The organism is Endobacter medicaginis, assembly GCF_014192375.1.
GTDB lineage: Bacteria > Pseudomonadota > Alphaproteobacteria > Acetobacterales > Acetobacteraceae > Endobacter > Endobacter medicaginis.
In genome coordinates this window covers 238123-255322 of sequence record NZ_JACHXV010000005.1, presented here as the reverse complement: position 1 = coordinate 255322, position 17200 = coordinate 238123, and the positions used below count along the sequence as shown (strand labels likewise).

Annotated in this window: 14 protein-coding genes; 6 read left to right on the top strand and 8 right to left on the bottom strand. The window is 68.2% G+C overall.

What is annotated here, in order from left to right; translation table 11 throughout:
- Window positions 1-107: 107 nt before the first annotated feature.
- From FHR90_RS08690 to FHR90_RS08670, 5 genes are all read left to right on the top strand, one after another.
- Window positions 108-1496, top strand: coding sequence for an amidase (locus tag FHR90_RS08690; protein ID WP_176622196.1), 1389 nt, complete (start codon window positions 108-110; stop codon window positions 1494-1496).
- Window positions 1497-1793: 297 nt separating this feature from the next.
- The gene (locus tag FHR90_RS08685; RefSeq protein ID WP_246330131.1) at window positions 1794-2807 is read left to right on the top strand and encodes an isopenicillin N synthase family dioxygenase; all 1014 of its coding nucleotides are present in this window, start codon (window positions 1794-1796) and stop codon (window positions 2805-2807) included.
- 10 nt (window positions 2808-2817) lie between these two features.
- Window positions 2818-4143 (top strand): uracil-xanthine permease family protein, encoded by a 1326-nt coding sequence (locus FHR90_RS08680; protein ID WP_176622198.1) that lies wholly within the window; start codon window positions 2818-2820, stop codon window positions 4141-4143.
- A gap of 19 nt (window positions 4144-4162) precedes the next feature.
- Window positions 4163-6499, top strand: a complete 2337-nt coding sequence (locus FHR90_RS08675) for a TonB-dependent receptor (RefSeq protein WP_176622200.1) — start codon at window positions 4163-4165, stop codon at window positions 6497-6499.
- A 37-nt stretch (window positions 6500-6536) separates the two neighbouring features.
- Window positions 6537-7109, top strand: a complete 573-nt coding sequence (locus FHR90_RS08670; RefSeq protein WP_246330130.1) for a DUF1643 domain-containing protein — start codon at window positions 6537-6539, stop codon at window positions 7107-7109.
- 7 nt (window positions 7110-7116) lie between these two features.
- On the opposite strand, the gene FHR90_RS08665 is transcribed toward FHR90_RS08670, so the two are convergent.
- The 4 genes from FHR90_RS08665 to FHR90_RS08650 form a co-directional block, all read right to left on the bottom strand.
- Window positions 7117-7296: a DUF6587 family protein gene (locus tag FHR90_RS08665; protein ID WP_183275056.1), complete on the bottom strand. Its 180-nt coding sequence runs from the start codon at window positions 7294-7296 to the stop codon at window positions 7117-7119.
- Window positions 7296-9206: a ferrous iron transporter B gene (gene feoB / locus FHR90_RS08660; protein ID WP_183275055.1), complete on the bottom strand. Its 1911-nt coding sequence runs from the start codon at window positions 9204-9206 to the stop codon at window positions 7296-7298. The genes FHR90_RS08665 and feoB overlap by 1 nt, the downstream gene beginning before the upstream one ends.
- Window positions 9206-9463, bottom strand: coding sequence for a FeoA domain-containing protein (locus FHR90_RS08655; protein ID WP_266152827.1), 258 nt, complete (start codon window positions 9461-9463; stop codon window positions 9206-9208). Before FHR90_RS08655 ends, feoB begins: the two co-directional genes overlap by 1 nt.
- Before the next feature lie 109 nt (window positions 9464-9572).
- A complete protein-coding gene (locus FHR90_RS08650) occupies window positions 9573-11705 on the bottom strand; it encodes a TonB-dependent siderophore receptor (RefSeq protein ID WP_176625530.1) in 2133 nt (710 codons plus the stop codon).
- Window positions 11706-11839: 134 nt separating this feature from the next.
- Between FHR90_RS08650 and FHR90_RS08645 the strand changes: the two genes are divergently transcribed.
- Window positions 11840-12685 carry an alpha/beta hydrolase family protein gene (locus FHR90_RS08645; protein ID WP_183275053.1) on the top strand — a complete coding sequence of 282 codons (846 nt, stop codon included), beginning with the start codon at window positions 11840-11842 and terminating at the stop codon, window positions 12683-12685.
- 12 nt (window positions 12686-12697) lie between these two features.
- On the opposite strand, the gene FHR90_RS08640 is transcribed toward FHR90_RS08645, so the two are convergent.
- The 4 genes from FHR90_RS08640 to FHR90_RS08625 are packed head-to-tail and all read right to left on the bottom strand — an operon-like array spanning window position 12698 to window position 17166.
- The gene (locus tag FHR90_RS08640; RefSeq protein ID WP_408871431.1) at window positions 12698-14167 is read right to left on the bottom strand and encodes a coniferyl aldehyde dehydrogenase; all 1470 of its coding nucleotides are present in this window, start codon (window positions 14165-14167) and stop codon (window positions 12698-12700) included.
- On the bottom strand, window positions 14121-14957 hold the full coding sequence (locus tag FHR90_RS08635; protein WP_176623544.1) for an alpha/beta fold hydrolase: 837 nt from the start codon (window positions 14955-14957) through the stop codon (window positions 14121-14123). Before FHR90_RS08635 ends, FHR90_RS08640 begins: the two co-directional genes overlap by 47 nt.
- Window positions 14958-14975: 18 nt before the next feature.
- Window positions 14976-15941 (bottom strand): acetoacetate decarboxylase, encoded by a 966-nt coding sequence (locus tag FHR90_RS08630; RefSeq protein ID WP_246330129.1) that lies wholly within the window; start codon window positions 15939-15941, stop codon window positions 14976-14978.
- Window positions 15934-17166, bottom strand: a complete 1233-nt coding sequence (locus tag FHR90_RS08625) for an NADH:flavin oxidoreductase/NADH oxidase family protein (protein ID WP_176623546.1) — start codon at window positions 17164-17166, stop codon at window positions 15934-15936. Before FHR90_RS08625 ends, FHR90_RS08630 begins: the two co-directional genes overlap by 8 nt.
- Window positions 17167-17200 lie beyond the last annotated feature (34 nt).

Here is a 17200-nt window from a genome sequence, read left to right as displayed (position 1 = left end):
TCTGACAGGAGCATCGATGCACGCAGACACCATCCTCATCGACCTCATGACGTTTGCGGCCGATGCCCCCATCGCGCCGGTCGGTCCGTTCGGGGACGGGCTCTGCCATGAGCTCTGAGCTTTGTTTCGCCTCCGCGCGGGCGCTGGCGGGCTCGATCGCCAGCGGAGCCCTGCGGGCGACGGAGCTGATGGAGGCAACCCTTCGTCAGGCCGAACGCGTCGAGCCGCAGATCAACGCGCTGGCCCACAGGGCCTTTGACGCGGCCCGCCGGTCGGCGGAAGACGCCGACGGGGCATCTGCCGCAGGCGCCCCTGTGGGGCCGCTGCACGGACTTCCGATCACGGTCAAGGACGGCATCGCGATCAGCGGCCTGCCGAATACCTCCGGCTCGAAAGCCTGCCGGGATGTCATCGCCTCGAGCGACGACATCGTCTGGGCACGACTGCGCAACGCCGGCGCAATCCTGATCGCCAAGACGACCACACCGGAATTCTTCTCCAAGGTGCTCACCGATTCCGCGGCCTTCGGCGTGACCACGAACCCATGGTCGCCGATGCACTCGCCCGGCGGATCCAGCGGCGGCGCGGCGGCGGCGCTGGCCGTCGGTGTCGGCGTGCTGGCTGTCGGATCCGACGGCGGCGGCTCGCTCCGCTGCCCCGCCTCGTGCACGAACACCGTCGCCATCAAGCCCACGCTGGGCCGCATTCCCAACAGCGGCGTGCCGGACACCTTCGCCAATTTCGCCTCCATCGGGCCGATGGCACGACGGATCGACGACCTCGAACTGCTCTATGGCGTGATGACCGGGAGCGATCGCGACGATGCGCAGAGCCTGGGCGCATCGCCCATGGCCCGCCGCCACACGAATGCACCCGTCCGACGCATCGGCTGGCTTGAGGGCACCCATCTCGACGCGTTCGACCCCGATCTCGTCAGGCTCACCCGCGAGGCGACCTTCGCCCTGGCCGGACGCAACACCGACATCGTCCGACTGGACGGAGACTTTCTCGACAAGGTCTTCGACATCTACTCGGTCATCTCCTGCACGGGCCACGCCGCGCGGTGGGCCGGACTGCCCGAGGCCGTCCGGCATGACGTCACGCCCGCCTTCCTCGACATCGTGCGGCAGGGTCTGGGCTACTCGGCCGTCGATTTCAAATGTGCCTCGAACGATCGCACCTCCCTCTTTCGCCGGATCCAGAAGATCTTCGATGACGTCGGCATCCTTGCCATGCCGGCGCTGTCGGCACCCGCGCAGCGGATCGATGCGGGCGGCGCGATCAACAGCCGCCTTTTCGCCGCCTGGGCGCGGAACCTCTATCCGTTCAACCTGACCGGGCATCCCGCCCTGGTGGTTCCGTGCGGCTTCAGCCCTGATGGCCTGCCGGTGGGCCTGCAGCTCGTCGGCCGCTGGCACGAGGAGGCCGCCCTGTTCTCGGTGGGCCGATCGATCGAGGCGGCCGCCTGCCTCACGGAGCGCCATCCATGCCTCTAGATCGGCCCCATGCACCGCCGGGCATCAGGCATGCCCGAAGCGCCTCTGAAGCGCGCAGTCCTGCTCGGAAGTTGTGCAATTCTGCACCCGTAACTTTTTTTGTTGACGGTTTTTCGATGCTCTGGGTAATAAACAGGCAGCGAGTAGAAGCGGTCAGGTGCATGACGCACCCGGGCATTGCTCCCAACGATGTCGGTCTGTCGTTCGGGTGCCGTGCTGTCGCTTGTGGTCTGCTGCAGACCCATCGCACCGCGCACGTCCGGCTGACCGACAGGCAGCCAAGAGGATGTGCTTGACATGACAATCAACTCCGACATGCCCGCCGGCAATGCCGACGGCTACGCGCTCGAGGAACTCCGCCGTGAATCCACCATCGGGGGCATTGGCCAGACGGTCGAGCGCCAGATTCCGCGCATCGACCTCGCGGATTTCGACCGCCGCCGCGCCGAGATCACGCAAGCCCTGTGGGAGGCCGCGACCAGGATCGGCTTCTTCCAGGTCTACAATCACGGCATTCCCGAGACCTTGATCGACGAAACCTTCGATCAAGCCTGGAAGTTCTTCGAACTGCCTACCGAGCAGAAATCGCTCTATCCGCTGCGCCCCGGCACCAATGCGGGCTGGGAGTTCCGCGCTCAGGTGCGGCCGTCCACCGGTACGCCCGACCACAAGGAAAGCTACCAGGTCACCCGCCCGAACATGAGCGGCCTGTGGCCGTCCGAAGAGACGCTGCCGGGCTTCCAGGCGACGATGGCCGAGTTCGAGCGCCACAACTGGACGCTGGGCATGCGGGTGCTGTCCTGCTTCGCGACCGAGCTCGGCTTCGAGGAGGATTTCTTCACCAAGCGACACGATCCCGACGCCTCCGACTACCAGTCGACCGTGCGGCTCATCCACTATCTCGGCATGGAGGATGCCAAGCCGGAGGACTTCAACTCGTGGCGCGCCGGCGCGCATACCGATTTCGACTGTCTGACCCTGTTGCACCAGCGCCCCGGCCAGGGCGGCCTGCAGCTCTGCCCCGGCAAGGAGCTCGACAGCGGCAACTGGACCGACGTGCCTCCCGAAAAGGGTTACGTCACCTGCAACATCGGTGACATGCTGATGCGCTGGAGCGACGATCGACTGCTCTCGACGCTGCATCGCGTGCGCATGCCCCGTCCGGGCGAATACATGGGCAAGCGCCTGTCGGTGCCGTTTTTCTGCCAGGCCAACAAGAGCGCGATCATTGCCGGACCCGAGGGCAAGTATCCGCCGATCAGTGCGGCCGACTACCTGCGCGAACGCCAGAACGCGAATTTCCGCGGCTGATCGGGCACAGATGGCCAGCGCCTCCCTCATCGCCGACACCGCACCTCGCACCGATGTGCCGCCACGTGCCGCGATCCTGATCCCGCAGGCGATCCAGCATGCGCTGGTGATGTATGCGGGCGTGGTCACGGTGCCGCTGCTGATCGGGCGTGGTCTCGGGCTGACGCCCGAACAGATCGTCCAGCTTGTCGATGTCAGCCTGCTGACATCGGGGATCGCGACGCTGATCCAGTCGCTGGGCCTGGGCAATGTCGGCGCGCGGCTGCCCCTGGTGCAGGGAACCTCGTTCGGCTGCGCGATGCCCCTGCTGCAGATCGCGAAAGTGACCGATATTCCGACGATGTTCGGTGCCGCCCTCGGCGCGGGGCTGGTTGCGTGGCTGCTGGCACCGCTGCTGGGCCGGATGATGCGGCTGCTGCCGGAGGTCGCCAATGGCTGCGTGATCGTCGCCATCGGGCTGATGCTGGTGCCGATCGCCGGCAACTGGCTCGGCGGCGGCGCGCAGCTCGACGCGGCACATTTCGCAGCACCGGGTGCGATCGCGCTGGGCCTCGCCACCGCGGTGATCACCATGCTGCTCTATGTCGGCGCGCGGCGCAGCTTCGCCTCGGTCGCGATCCTGGCCGGGATGATCATCGGCTGCGTGCTCGCCATCCTTACCGGCCAGCAGGACATCCGCCACGTCGTGCAGGCACCTCTGTTTGACCTGCCTCCGCTGCTGCCGTTCGGCCGGCCGCAATTCCATCTCGTGCCCATACTGATCATGAGTTTCGCGATGTCGGTCCTGCTGTCGGAGACGATGGGCAACTGCGTCGCCGTGGCCCGGCTGATGGACGTGCCGCTCACCGAGACGCTGCTGGCGCGCGCCTTTCGCGCCGACGGTCTGGCGACCGCGCTCGGCGTGATGTTCGGCGGCTTTCCCTACAATGCCTTCACGCAGAACACCGCGCTGGTGGCGATGAGTTCGGTGCGTTCGCGCTTCATCGTCGCCGGAGCGGGCGCGGTCCTGGTGGTGCTGGGCTTCTGCCCGCGGCTCGGCGCCTGGGTTGCGACGATCCCGGCCTGCGTGCTCGGTGGCGCCGCACTGGTGATGTTCGGCACCATCATGGTCGCCGGTCTGCGCGAGATCGCCCACCACGACCTCTCCTCGCGCCGCAACGCCACGCTGACCGCCGCCGGGCTGATCGCGGCGGCACTGCCGACGGCCTGCCCACGCCTGTTCGCGAATCTTGCGCCACAGGCACGCATCTTTCTCGATAACGGGCTCGTGCTGTGCGCGCTCGTGCTGATCACCCTGCACCTCATCCTTCCACGCGACGCCGCACGCGGCGACTGACCTTCGAGGACCCTGCCAGATGTACCGCACCGCCCTGCTGGCCTCCGCCGCCGGCCTCAGCTTCCTCGTGCTCGACGACCAGGCCATCGCCGCGACGAAGACGAAACACCATACGGCCCGACATGCTTCCGCGGCAGCCTCGGCCGCCACTACTGCGGCCGCTCCGACGGCGACCGCCGCACCGGTGCGCAGCAGGCCCGCACCTGCCGTCGCGGCCGACAATATCGTCGTCACCGGCGCGCGCCGAAACGCCGGCGGGGGCATGATGCGCGTCGAGACCGCGCCGCACGCGGTGCAGACCGTCACCCGCGCCTATATCGACATCCGCAGCCCGACTTCGAGCCCGCTCGACCTGATCCGCAATTTGCCGTCGGTGTCGGTCTCGACCCCCGACCCCGCTGGTATCCAGGGCGGCGCGATCCAGAGCCGAGGCCTGACCGATGGCGACATGGGCCTGCTGGTCGACGGCGCACCGGCTTCGGGTGCGAAGTTCATCGCGCAGAACATCGACGCCGAGGATGTCGGCGCCGTCACGCTGACCCCCGGTTCGTCGGCGATTTCCGTTCCCACCACGTCGGCCGCCGCCGGCGTGCTCGACCAGCAGACCCGCGACCCGTCGACCAAGGCGGGCGGCTTCGTCGATGGCAGCTACGGCACCAATAACACCTCGCGCGAGTATATCCGCCTCGAGAGCGGCCTGATCGGCAACAGCGGCGTGCGCTCCTATGTCAGCTTCTCCAACACCCATGCGCGTTCGTGGATGACCGCGGGCATCAACGACCGCAAGCATGTGGATGTCGGGCTGCTCAAGACCACCGCCGCCGGCTCCTCGGCGAAGCTGTTCTTCGGCTGGAACGAAGCCGACTTCGTCATCAACACCTACCCGACGGAAGCGAAGTTCTTCACCTACAAGCATACCGGCCAGGGATATGGCCGCTCCGCGGATGCCGCCTCGACCAACTACTGGCAGAACTACATCAACCACTGGAACCAGTTCATCTCCACCGCACCGATCCACCTGGTCGGCAACGAGGCCGTCTCGCTCGACATCGATCCGTATTTCATGTTCGGGCATGGCTGGTCGTCGTCGTCGCGCGGCCGCGCGGCGGCGGGCGCCTACACCTACTACGACGGCAGCCCCGTTGCCGCCGGCACCCGGCTGACCGGCTACTACAACGCCCAGCACCAGCGCGACGGCGGCGTGACGGTGAAGGCCAACACCCGGCTCGATGCGCACAACACGCTGACCTTCGGCTGGTGGTACGACAACAACTCCAACCTGGTGAGTTTTCCCGGCAGCGTCACCAAGCCCGACGGCGCGGCGGCGAGCCCGCTCGATCTGACTTACGCCTACTACAACAAGGGCGTGCGTTCGAGCATGGTCGATGTCGGCTACACGCTGAATGCACTGTTCGTCGAGGATGCGGCGAGCTATCTCGGCGGCCGTCTGAAGATCACGCCCGGCTTCAAATACGCGATGTCGAACCAGTTCTATTACGTCAACACCGGCCATGTGGGCGCGAACGTGACCGCGCCGCTGCCGCATCTGTCGATTTCCTACCAGCTCACGCCGCGCGACCAGATCTACGTCAACGCCGAGGGCGATTACCGACAGCCCTCACCCGGCGACACCGGCAACACCGTGTTCGGCAACAAGCTGCCCACCAACCAGTATTCGATCTCCGAGCAGCTCGGCTATCGGCATTCCGGGCGCGTGCTGATCGTCGATGTCTCGGCATTCAACGACAACATCGTCCACCGGCTGCTGTCGCGCTATATCGGTTCGAACCTGTATTCCGTCATCCAGGCCGGCAGCCAGACGATGCGCGGCATCGATGCGATGGTCTCGACCCAGCCGGTGGCGGGCTTCTCGCCCTATGCCTCGGTGGAGTACCTGCACGCGACCCAGGATTCCGATGTCGCCGTGGGTGGCTCGTGGCTGCCGACCAAGGGCAAGCAGGCGGTCGCCGCACCCAGGGTGCTGGCAAATTTCGGCCTGACCTATGACCATGCCGGTTTCTTCGGGAATTTCTCGCTGCACTATTCGGGGCCGCAGTCGGTCACGCTGATGAACGACCAGCGCATGCCCGGTTTCGTCACCGACACGCTGGCGCTGGGCTACCGGTTCCACATGCCGGCCGGTTCGCGCTTCGCACCCGTCATGCGGCTCAATTTCGGCAACCTGACCGGCGCGATCGTGCGCACCGGTCCGATCGGGGTGATCTACAACGCCCGCGCGACGCGGCTGGCCGACGGCACCATCCTCGCCGGCCAGACCACTTCGGATGGGGCGGGCAACTCATTCATCGTCGAGCCGCGCTTCAACATGCTGGCGACGCTCTCGACCAGCTTCTGAGCCGGCGACGTTTTCTCATGCGGCGGACCATGCATAGATGGCCGCCATCATGAGTTCGACCAGCACCATCGCTCGGCATAGCGCCGGAACCTCGCGTCCCCTCGCGGTCTCGCTCGACAGCCGGTCGCACGCGGTCTTCGGCGGCGAGGACCATCGCTATCGCTACCGGCTTTCGCGGATCTGGGACGCGCAGGCGCCGCCGGTGCTCTGGGTGCTGATGAACCCGTCGATCGCCACCGATCTGGTCAACGACCGCACAGTGGCAAGATGCGAGACCTTCGCCCGGGGCTGGGGTCATGGCGGCATCCTGATCGCCAACACCTTCGCCTATCGGGCCACGGATCAGTCGCGCCTGCTGGAGGTCGACGATCCGGTGGGGCCGCAGAACGACGAATACATCCTGCAGATGGCCGCGGAGGCCGCGCTGATCGTGCTGGCCTACGGCTCGCCCAATCATCCATCGCTTCTCGCCCGCGGCCCTGAGGTCGAGGCGATGCTGCACGCGGCAGGGTATCCGCTGCACGTGCTGGCGGTGACCAAGGGGGGGCGCCCGAAACATCCGCTCTATCTGGCGGGTACCCTGTGCCCGATCCGCCGACCAGGAACCTGAGCGCCGCTCAGTGACACCCGCCGCCGTCGCAGTTGCGACAGCCGCCGCAGCTCGACGGACGGGCGGCGTCGCCCGCGGCGGCCACCGGCCGCGTCCGCGGCAGCAGGCGCCGGCCCCAGTAAAGCGCGCAGGCCAGCACGATCAGGCCGACGACGACATATTCGAGCACCAGACCCAGGTTGGTCATCATCCCCCTCCGAGTGCGACCGCGATCTGATAGGTGGCGAGCGAGGCGAGATAGGCAAGGCCGAACAGATAGGCCGCCGTCACCAGCACCCAGCGCACCGATCCGGTCTCGCGACGGATCACCGCCAGTGTCGACAGGCATTGCGGCGCGAACACATACCAGGCGAGCAGCGACAGCGCGGTCGCCATTGACCATTGCGCCGACAGCAGAGGGGCGAGCTTCGCCGCCGCGTCGTCCTCGCTGGCGCCGACCGCATAGACCGTGGCGAGCGCGCTGACCGCGACCTCGCGCGCGGCGAGGCCGGGGATCAGCGACACGCAGATCTGCCAGTTGAAGCCGATCGGGGCGAACACCAGCATCATCGCATGCCCGATCCGGCCGGCGAAGCTGTAGTCGATCGCCGGGCCCGCTGCACCCGGAGGCGGCGCTGGAAAGGTGGACAGCGCCCACAGCAGCACGTTGAGCGTGACGATGATGGTGCCGACGCGGGAGAGGAACATCGTCGCGCGCTGCCACAGCCCGAAGCCGATATTGCGCAGGGCGGGACGGCGGTAGCTCGGCAGCTCCATCAGCAGCGGATGCTCCTCCGCCGCGCGCCCCCGGGTCATCAGCTTGGCCAGCACCATGCCGCTGACGATGGCGAAGGCATACAGGCCGAACAGCACCAGTCCCTGCAGGCCGAAGATGCCGAGCACGCGGTGGGCGGGAATGAAGGCGGCGATCAGCAGCGTGTACACCGGCAGCCGTGCCGAGCAGGTCATCAACGGCGCAATCAGGATGGTGACGAGACGGTCACGCGGGTTGGTGATGGTGCGCGTGGCCATGATGCCGGGGATCGCGCAGGCGAAGCTCGACAGCAGCGGGATGAACGACCGTCCCGACAGCCCGCACGACGCCATGATTCGGTCGAGCAGGAACGCTGCGCGTGGCAGGTAGCCGCTCTCCTCGAGGGCGAGGATCCACAGGAACAGGATCAGGATCTGCGGCAGGTAGACCACCACCGTGCCGGCCCCCGCGATCACCGCATCGACGATCAGGCTGCGCAGGATGCCGTCGGGCAGCAACTGGCCGACGAGCGCGCCGAGCTGGTTCATCGCCGCCTGCAGCCCGTCCATCGCCGGCTGCGCCCAGGAGAACACGGTCTGGAACATCACGAACAGCACCGCGAGCAGGATCGCCGGACCGAGCACGGGATGCAGGAAGACACGGTCAAGCCGGTCGCCGACATGCTGGCGGGTGCCGTCCGTTCGGCGCAGATGGGCGGCGAGCAGGCGGCGCACCTCGGCGTGCAGGTCGATGCCGTCCGGCAGCGGTAACGGCGCGGGTGGCAAGGGCCGATCGAAGCTGTCGCGCAGCGCATCCGCACCGCCTCGGCGCACGCCGACCGCGCCCACCACCGGCATGGTCAGGGCCGCGGACAGGCCAGGCATGTCGATCACCAGCCCCTGCCGCTCCGCCTCGTCCATCATGTTGAGCACCAGCAGCATCGGCAGGCCGAGCTGGCGCAGTTCGAGCGCGAAACGCAGGTGCAGACGCAGATTGGTCGCGTCCACCACGCAGACCAGCAGCTCCGGCCGCGGCTCGGAACGGTGCCGGCCGAGCACCACGTCGCGCGTGACCGCCTCGTCCGGGCTGGTGGCGTCGAGCGAGTAGGCCCCCGGCAGATCGAGCAGGCGGATCACGCGCCCCTCGGGCGAGACGACGCGGCCCTCCTTGCGCTCGACGGTCACGCCCGCGTAGTTGGCGACCTTCTGCCGGCTGCCGGTGAGCAGGTTGAACAGCGCGGTCTTGCCGCAGTTCGGGTTGCCGACCAGGGCCGCGCGCAGCGCCGATGGCGGCGCGGGTGGGGCCTCGTCGGGCCGTGCGACGGCCGGATCGACGACACGTTCGGCGAGCAGCGTATCGGCCATCAGCTTCGCTCCACCCGCACCCGCGCGGCTTCCGCCCGGCGCAGCGCGAAGCGGGTGCCGCCGAGGCGGACCGCCAGCGGATCTGCGCCGAAGGGTCCGTGCGCGATCATCTGCACCGTCTCGCCGGGCACGAAGCCGAGCTCCACCAGACGGCGCGCCACCGGATCGTCCGCGGTGCGGAAATCCACCGACTCGATCACGGCGATCGCACCACGCGGCAGGGCGTCGAGCAGGACCACACCCGCATCATCGCTCACCGCCATCTCGTCATGTGGAAAACGCGCACCGCCCAGCCTGTCCCGTCACTCTCTCGAGTCTGCAAAGTAGTAAGAACGACTCGCAATCTCAATGGCCGGGCAGGATTGCTCAGTAGTCGTAACGAAGCGCGCCGAGAAAGCTGCGCGGCTGGGCGTAGAAGGCCTGCCCGTATTCGAGCGTGCCGAGATATTTCGTGTTGCCGATGTTCCGCACGTTGAGGCTGGCATGCAGATGCGGCGCGACACGGATCGCGGCCAGCAGGTCGACCACCACGTAACCGGGCTGGCGGATCGGGATGTCATTGCCCGCGGAGTCGAGGATGCCGGAGGTGGTGCGGATGCCGCTCTGGTAGCGGAACTGCGCGCCGAGCCTGAGATCGCGCCACGTGGGGATCTGGTAGGTCGCCGAGAGCTTGAGGCTGTTGCGCGGGATGAAGGTGCGCGCGGCATGGCCGTCGGGATCGTGCAGCGAGAGGTGGGTGAAGCCGCCGGCGAGCATCCAGTGATCGGTGACGCGGCCGGAAACCTCCACCTCCTCGCCCTCGGCGATGGTGTCGAGCCCGGTATAGTAGCTGGTGCCGACCGGACCGGCATCGTCGCCCGCACCGAAGGTGCCGGCATAGGTGGCGAGCCCGTTCTGGCGGGCATGGAACCAGTCCGCGCTGGCATAGAGGCGGCCGCCGAGCCATTCGCCCTTCAGCCCCGCCTCGATCGAGCTGCCCTTGGCCGGATCGAGGCGGCGGTCGGTGGCGTCGACCTCGGTCTGCGGATTGAAGATGGTCAGATAGCTGCCATAGGCGGTGATGTGGCGGGTGAGGTCGAACAGCAGCCCGGCATAGGGGCTGACCTTGCTGGCATCGCGCGCCTGGTCGACGCCGTAGGAATAGCCGGTGGTGGTCAGCCACATCGCCGAGGCGCCGACCAGGCCGTGCAGCCGGTCGGTGAAATTGAGGTGGGCCGCGCCATAGAGGCGGATCAGCCGATCGTTGATGTCGGCCTGCTTGACCAGATCGGCGAAATCCGGCTCGGCGGGATCGAAATGCGCGAGCTGGCGGATGTCGCCGTAATCGATGACGCTCTCGCCAACGCCCTCGTACTGGACGTTCTTCGACCAGCCGCTGGCGACCCCGAAGGCGAGCTGGTGGCGACGGCCGAACGCCATGACGCTGCCGGAGGCATAGGCATCGGCCATGTATTGCCGGTAGCGCGACGGGTACACACCCGCGGTGCCCGTCACGCCGAGACCGGTGGAAGGGTCCGGCGCGCCATAGGCGTAGAGCAGGCGGGCATCGGAATCGAGCTGGTGGTAGGTGTACACACCGCGCACCGACCAGTCGCCCGGCAGGCGCCAGACCAGCTCGGAAAAGGCGGTCTGGTCGAGATTGTTCCAGTAGGTCCAGGGGGCGGTGGTGGAGGCGGAACGGGCATAGGGGATGCGGCTGCCGTCGGAATAGACCAGCGGCAGCGCGCCCCACAGCACGCCGCGCGCCTGGTTGTCTGCGCGCGCATAGCCCAGGGTGGCGGTCAGGTTCGGGGTGATGTCCCAGGCCAGCAGGGCGGCGCCGACCTCCCGATCGGTGTGGTTGTGGTCGAGCCAGGAGCCGTAATCGTCGCGCGCCCCGATCAGCCGGCCGCGCAGCGTGCCCGACGCGTTCAGCGCCCCGGAGACGTCGCCCTCGCCGCGATACTCGCCGAACGAGCCGGCCTCGATGGTGATCTCGCCTTGGGTCTTCGCCGTCGGGCGCTTGCGCACGTAATCGACCGTGGCAGACGGATTGCCGATGCCGGTCATGATCGCGTTCGCACCCCGCACCACCTCGACGCGGTCGTAAAGCACGGTGTCGAGCGCGCCGTTCTGGATGCTGTAGAACAGCGGCAGGCCGATGCTGTCGACCTGGAAGTTGGTGATGTCGAAGCCGCGCGAGGTGTATTCCGTGCGGTCGGTCTCCTCACGCTCGACGGTCACGCCGGCGACGGTGCTGAGCAGGTCGTTGACGTTGGTAAGCTGGAAATCGGTGATGCGCTGCCGGTCGATCACGCTCACCGATTGCGGGGTCTCCTTCAGCGACAGGTCGATCCCGGTGGCCGATCCGCTCTGGTTCAGCGCGGCCGCCCCCACGCGCGCACCGGTGACGATGATGTCGCTGCTGCCGCCCGCCTCCTGGGCGCGGGCGACGGGCAGCATTGTGCCAGCGAGGCAGGCGAGGGTCGCAAGCGGCAAAAGACGTTTGGGATCGGACATCGAAGCGGACTCACATGCTGGTCACGCGTCATGACGGCAGTTGCGTCTGATAGTCAATCGCAACAACGAGCATGCTTGTCATGCGCCGGCCGGTTCGGGTTCATGCTGTCTGCGACATTTTCCTGGAGGAGCGGATGCTTGCGCGCGTGTTGGGCTGTGCATTGCTCGTGTCGCTGCCGGCCGGCGGCGCCAGTTGCAGGGCCGCGCCGGCGATGGAGACCATCTCCTACGGTCCCGCCCCTGCCCAGCAGGCCGATCTGCGTCTGCCGACGGGCAAGGCGCCGTTTCCGGTCGCGATCCTCATCCATGGCGGCTGCTGGCGCGCCGCGGTCAGCCGCAGCGACACGGATGCGCTGGCCGCGGCCTTGACCCGAAGGGGGATCGCCACGCTCAACATCGAATACCGCCGCGTCGGCGATCCCGGCGGCGGCTGGCCCGGCACGTTCGCCGATATCGCCGCGGCGAGCGACCACCTGGCCGCGATCGCCGCGGCGCAGCATCTCGATCTGCGTCGGGTGACGATCATCGGCCATTCGTCCGGCGCGCATCTCGCCCTGTGGGAGGCCTCACGGCCGCGCCTGCCGGCGCCCTGGTCGGCGGTCGCGCTGCATCCGGTGAGCGTGGTGGCGATCGACGGCCCGGCGACCCTCGCGCCCTTCGTCGGGCGAGACGCCCAGGCCTGCGGCGGTCCGGCGATCGTGCCGCTGATGGGCGGCACGCCGACGCAGAAACCTCGGGACTACCGGCTCGCCTCGGCCGCCGACCATCTGCCGCTGGGCGTTCGGCAGCTTCTGATCGAAGCCGTCTTCGCACCGATCATGCAGCCCTATGCCGCGCAGGCGCGGGCCAGCGGCGACACGGTCGATGTCCTCACGCCGCCTGGTGCGACACATCACGACATCATCGAACCCGGCACGCCGAATGGCGCGGCGGTGGTGGACTTCATCGTCTCGAAGGCCTTCCCGCCGCCCGGTCGCTGAACTGCCGGGCCGTCAGCCGCCGAGCAGCATGCGCCGGGTGAGGTCGACGAGCCGGCCATAAGGCGGCCGCACCAGGCGCGGCAGGTCGAGTCGACCCTGCGCGAAGATGCCCTTCGCGTGGCTCATCGAGCGGAATCCCTCGATGCCGTGATAGGCGCCCATGCCGCTCGGACCGATACCGCCGAACGGCAGGTCGTCCTGGGCGACATGCAGCAGGGTGGTGTTGATGCCGACGCCGCCGGACGTGGTCCGCCGCAGCACCGCCGCGCGATCGGCATCGTCGGGGCCGAAATGATACAGCGCCAGCGGGCGCGGACGCGCGTTGATGTAGGCGATCGCGTCGTCGATCCGGCGATAGGCGCGTATCGGCAGGATGGGGCCGAAGATCTCGTCGCACATCACGCCGGCGTCGTCCGGCGCGTCCAGCACCAGCAGCGGCGTCATCTTGCGGGTGTTCGACGCGCCCTGCCGCGGTGCACCGATCTCGATCACCCGTGCGCCGCGGCGCCGCGCCTCGTCGGCCAGACCCGAGAGACGGGCGAGATGCGCGTCGTTGATGATCGCGGTGTAGTCATCGGAGTCCGGCCCGGCCGGATACAGCCTGCGCACCGCCGCATCGTAGCGGGCGGCGAAGGCGTCGATCTCGTCCTCGTGCACCAACGCGTAGTCGGGGGCGACGCAGGTCTGGCCACCATTGGCGAGCTTGCCATAGGCGATCGCCGCGACCGTCCTGTCATCCACCGCCCCGGGTGCGACGACCACCGGCGACTTGCCGCCCAGTTCCAGCGTCACCGGCACCAGGTTCTCGCTCGCCGCCCGCATCACGTGGCGGCCGACGGAGGTGCTGCCGGTGAACAGCAGGTGATCGAAGGCGAGTCCGCTGAAGGCTGCACCGATCCGGGCATCGCCCGACACCACCGCCACCTCCTCGGCTGCGAACGTCGTGCCACACAGCGCCTCGATCGCCGCCGTGGTGCGCGGCGTGTGCTCCGACGGTTTCAGCATCGCCCGGTTGCCGGCGGCGAGTGCGGTCGCGAGCGGGATCATGGTCAGCGAGAACGGGTAGTTCCACGGTGCCATGATGCCGATCACGCCTTTCGGCTGATGGACGACCCTGGCCTGGCCGAGCCGGTAGGTGGCCGCGACATGCCGGCGCTCGGGGCGCATGAAGCGCGCGAGCCGATGGCGCAGGTAATCGATCGCCTGCAGGGTCGGGACAATCTCCAGCAGGTCGGTCTCGGGCGCGGCGCGATGGCCGAAATCGGCGCTGATCGCCTCGACCAGCGCTGCGCGGTTCGACAGCACCGCCGCCCGCAGCCGCGCGAGTGCGGTACGGCGGGCGCGCAGGTCCGGCGGCCCGTCGCGCAGGAAGGCGGCACGCTGCCGGTCGAGCAGGCTGGCCATGGCGCCAGCCTGCGGGTCGACATGGATGCCGTCAGCCACGGATGAAGGCGAGGATGTCGGCGTTGATGGTGTCGGCATGGGTGGTGTGCATGCCGTGTGGGTAGCCGTCGTAGATCTTGATCTGGCTATTGGCCAGCAGTTCATGCTGCTTCAGCGCAGCCTCTTTGTAAGGCACGACCTGGTCGTCATCGCCCTGCATCACCAGCACCGGGACGGTGATCGCCTTGAGGTCCGCGGTCTGGTCGGTCTCGGAGAAGGCCTTGATGCCCTCGTACTGCGCCTTGGCGCTACCCATCATGCCCTGCCGCCACCAGTTGCGGATGGTGCCCTCGGAGGATTTCTTCAGCAGCCGATTGAAGCCGTAGAACGGCCCGCTCGGCACATCGAGATAGAACTGGGCGCGGTTGGCGGCGAGCTGGGCGCGGAAATCGTCGAATACCGACATCGGCACGCCATCGGGATGCGACGGCGTCTGCACCATCAGCGGCGGCACCGAGCTGACCAGCACCGCCTTGGCCACCCGCCCCTGGGGCTGGCCGAACTGCGCCACGTAGCGAGCGACCTGGCCGCCGCCGGTGGAGTGGCCGACATGCACGACGTTGCGGAGGTCGAGATGTTCGACCACGGCGGAGGCGTCGGCGGCGTAATGGTCCATGTCGTGACCGTCGCTCACCTGGGTGGAGCGGCCATGGCCGCGGCGGTCATGGGCGACGACGCGGAAACCCTGGCCGATGAAGAACAGCATCTGCGCGTCCCAGTCATCGGCCGACAACGGCCAGCCGTGATGGAAGTGGATCGGCTGCGCGTCCTTCGGGCCCCAGTCCTTGTAGAAGATCTCGGTCCCATCGGCGGTCGTCACGAACGGCATCTTGCGTCTCCTTGTCTTTCAGAAGCTGGCGTTGGCTTCGAGCGGCACCGGCATGTCGAGCACCGACTGCCCGTCGCGGGTGACGTCGAACCGCAGCATGGTGGAAGCGCCCAGGGCATCGAGCAGTTCGCTCATCGGGCCGCCATGCCGGGTCAGGGTGACATCGCGCGGCAGCAGACGCTGCGCCGAGCAGAGCGGGTTCGACCGCACCTCGGTACGGTGCCAGCGTCCGTCGACGCGATGGATCATGGTGCTGCGGCTCAGCTGCGACTGCGAGGGACAGTCCAGACAGTGCGGTGCCGGCGCGGTCAGGGTCAGATCGGGCGTGCCGTCGCGGTTGGCGATGCGGGCATGCACGCCGCCGTCGAGGCCGAGCGCGATCGGGGTCAGCCATTTCGGCAGCTGATAGGCCTGTACGCCGCGCGTCCGGGCGATCTCGGTGGTCACCGGCAGGGCGAGCACATGAGCGAAGACGTTGCGCCGCCGCAGCTGGCGCAGCAGCTCGGCACCATCGCGTCCGCGCGCGCCGGGACGGCGGATGACGACGGCGATCGACACCTCGTCATAGGGATCGTTGTCGCACACGGCATAGGAGAAGAAGCTCAGCGCGACCAGTCCCCGTCCCGGCAGGGCGGCGAGCGGGGACAGTTCCGCCGGCAGCATCGCGCGCAGCCGCGACATCGGCGCCGCCATCAGCAACTGTGCCGAGCGGACACGATAGTAGAAGTTCGGCGCCCAGACTCGGCCGACGCGGGAGGCGACGCGCTGGCGGGGGATGCGGCGGAAGAAATCCAACCGCCCGACGCCCGGCTCATCGGCCACCGCGTCGAGATCGGGGCGGGCATGGAAGCGGTCGTAGAAGCCACCCTTTGGCACCTGTACGGTTTCGTCGCCGAACACGACCGACACCGTCTCCCCGTTCATCGCCGTCGTCTGCGCCATGTCCGCGACGCTAGGGTTGAAGCCGGGTTGAAGGTCAAGCATGGCGCGCCGCCATCCACGCGCGATACGCGCGTGTCTGGCGCTTCGCCGTCAGCTGGGCTGCGATCAGCGCGAACAGCGGCGGGACGCCAGGCCGGGGTCGGCGGCCTCGACTGACCCGGGCGAGCTGGTAGCGCACCGCCGACATCAGCGCCGTCGACGCGAGCGGCTTGTTCTTCCAGGTAACGGGACGCAGCGCAGGGGCATCGTCTGTCCCGCGGCGCCAGCGTTCGGGCAGGTCGGGGGCAATCGCCAGCGCGGTGGCGAGGCCGGCGACCGCGACGCCGCTGGCGATCACCTTCTCGGCGACCGCGCGCCGCCGGATGCCACCTGTGACCATCAGAGGCATGGTCGCGACGGCGGCAATGTCACGGGCGAACTCGAGGAAATAGGCCTCGCGGGCCAGGGTGCGTTCGTCGCGCGCCGAGCCCATCATCGCCGGCGCCTCGTAGCTGCCACCCGAGAGTTCGACGAGGTCCACGCCCAGCGGCGACAGCATCGCCACCACCGCCTTCGCGTCGTCGGGCGAGAAGCCGCCGCGCTGGAAATCGGCCGAATTGAGCTTCACGGCGACAGCAAAGTCGGGCGGAACCGCCGCGCGCACGTCGCGAACGATGTCGAGCAGCAGGCGGGCGCGGTTTTCCAGGCTGCCGCCCCAGCGGTCAGTGCGGCGATTGGCGAGCGGGGAGAGGAACTGGCTCAGCAGGTAGCCATGGGCGGCGTGGATCTCGACGCCGCTGAAGCCGGCCTGTGCGGCGAGGCCGGCGGCGGTGACGAAGCGACGACGTACATCGTCGATCTCGGCCTCGGTCATCTCGCGCGGCGGCGCGAACACGCGCGACTGGCGCCCGAGATCGAGTGCGACCGCCGAGGGCGCGAGCGTCGGCTGGCCCAGCGCGGCCGGCATCTGCCGGCCGGGATGGTTGATCTGCATCCACAGTTGCGCGCCCCCGGCGCGGCCGGCCCGCGCCCAGTCGCGGAAGCGGTCGAGATGGCTCGGCTCCTCCAGCACCACGCCGGCGGGTCCGGTCATCGCGCGCGCATCGACCATCACGTTGCCGGTGATGATCAGGCCCGACCCTCCCCTGCCCCAGGCCTCATAGAGCCGGATCAGCGACGCGGAGGGCGCATGGTCGGCATCGGCCATGTTCTCCTCCATCGCCGCCTTGGCGATGCGGTTGGGCAGGATCGCCCCGTTGGGCAGGGTGAGCGGCGAGAACAGCGACACGGGTGGTCTCCAGACAATCGTTGCATCATGTTTA

Coding starts and splice junctions, on each gene's coding strand:
- FHR90_RS08665 (WP_183275056.1), bottom strand. CDS start 7,296: ATGACCAACCTGGGTCTGGTGCTCGAATATGTCGTCGTCGGCCTGATC.
- FHR90_RS08675 (WP_176622200.1), top strand. CDS start 4,163: ATGTACCGCACCGCCCTGCTGGCCTCCGCCGCCGGCCTCAGCTTCCTC.
- FHR90_RS08650 (WP_176625530.1), bottom strand. CDS start 11,705: ATGTCCGATCCCAAACGTCTTTTGCCGCTTGCGACCCTCGCCTGCCTC.
- FHR90_RS08685 (WP_246330131.1), top strand. CDS start 1,794: ATGACAATCAACTCCGACATGCCCGCCGGCAATGCCGACGGCTACGCG.
- FHR90_RS08670 (WP_246330130.1), top strand. CDS start 6,537: ATGGCCGCCATCATGAGTTCGACCAGCACCATCGCTCGGCATAGCGCC.
- FHR90_RS08645 (WP_183275053.1), top strand. CDS start 11,840: ATGCTTGCGCGCGTGTTGGGCTGTGCATTGCTCGTGTCGCTGCCGGCC.
- FHR90_RS08680 (WP_176622198.1), top strand. CDS start 2,818: ATGGCCAGCGCCTCCCTCATCGCCGACACCGCACCTCGCACCGATGTG.
- FHR90_RS08635 (WP_176623544.1), bottom strand. CDS start 14,957: ATGCCGTTCGTGACGACCGCCGATGGGACCGAGATCTTCTACAAGGAC.
- FHR90_RS08640 (WP_408871431.1), bottom strand. CDS start 14,167: ATGCCGACACCATCAACGCCGACATCCTCGCCTTCATCCGTGGCTGAC.
- FHR90_RS08690 (WP_176622196.1), top strand. CDS start 108: ATGAGCTCTGAGCTTTGTTTCGCCTCCGCGCGGGCGCTGGCGGGCTCG.
- feoB (WP_183275055.1), bottom strand. CDS start 9,206: ATGGCCGATACGCTGCTCGCCGAACGTGTCGTCGATCCGGCCGTCGCA.
- FHR90_RS08630 (WP_246330129.1), bottom strand. CDS start 15,941: ATGCTTGACCTTCAACCCGGCTTCAACCCTAGCGTCGCGGACATGGCG.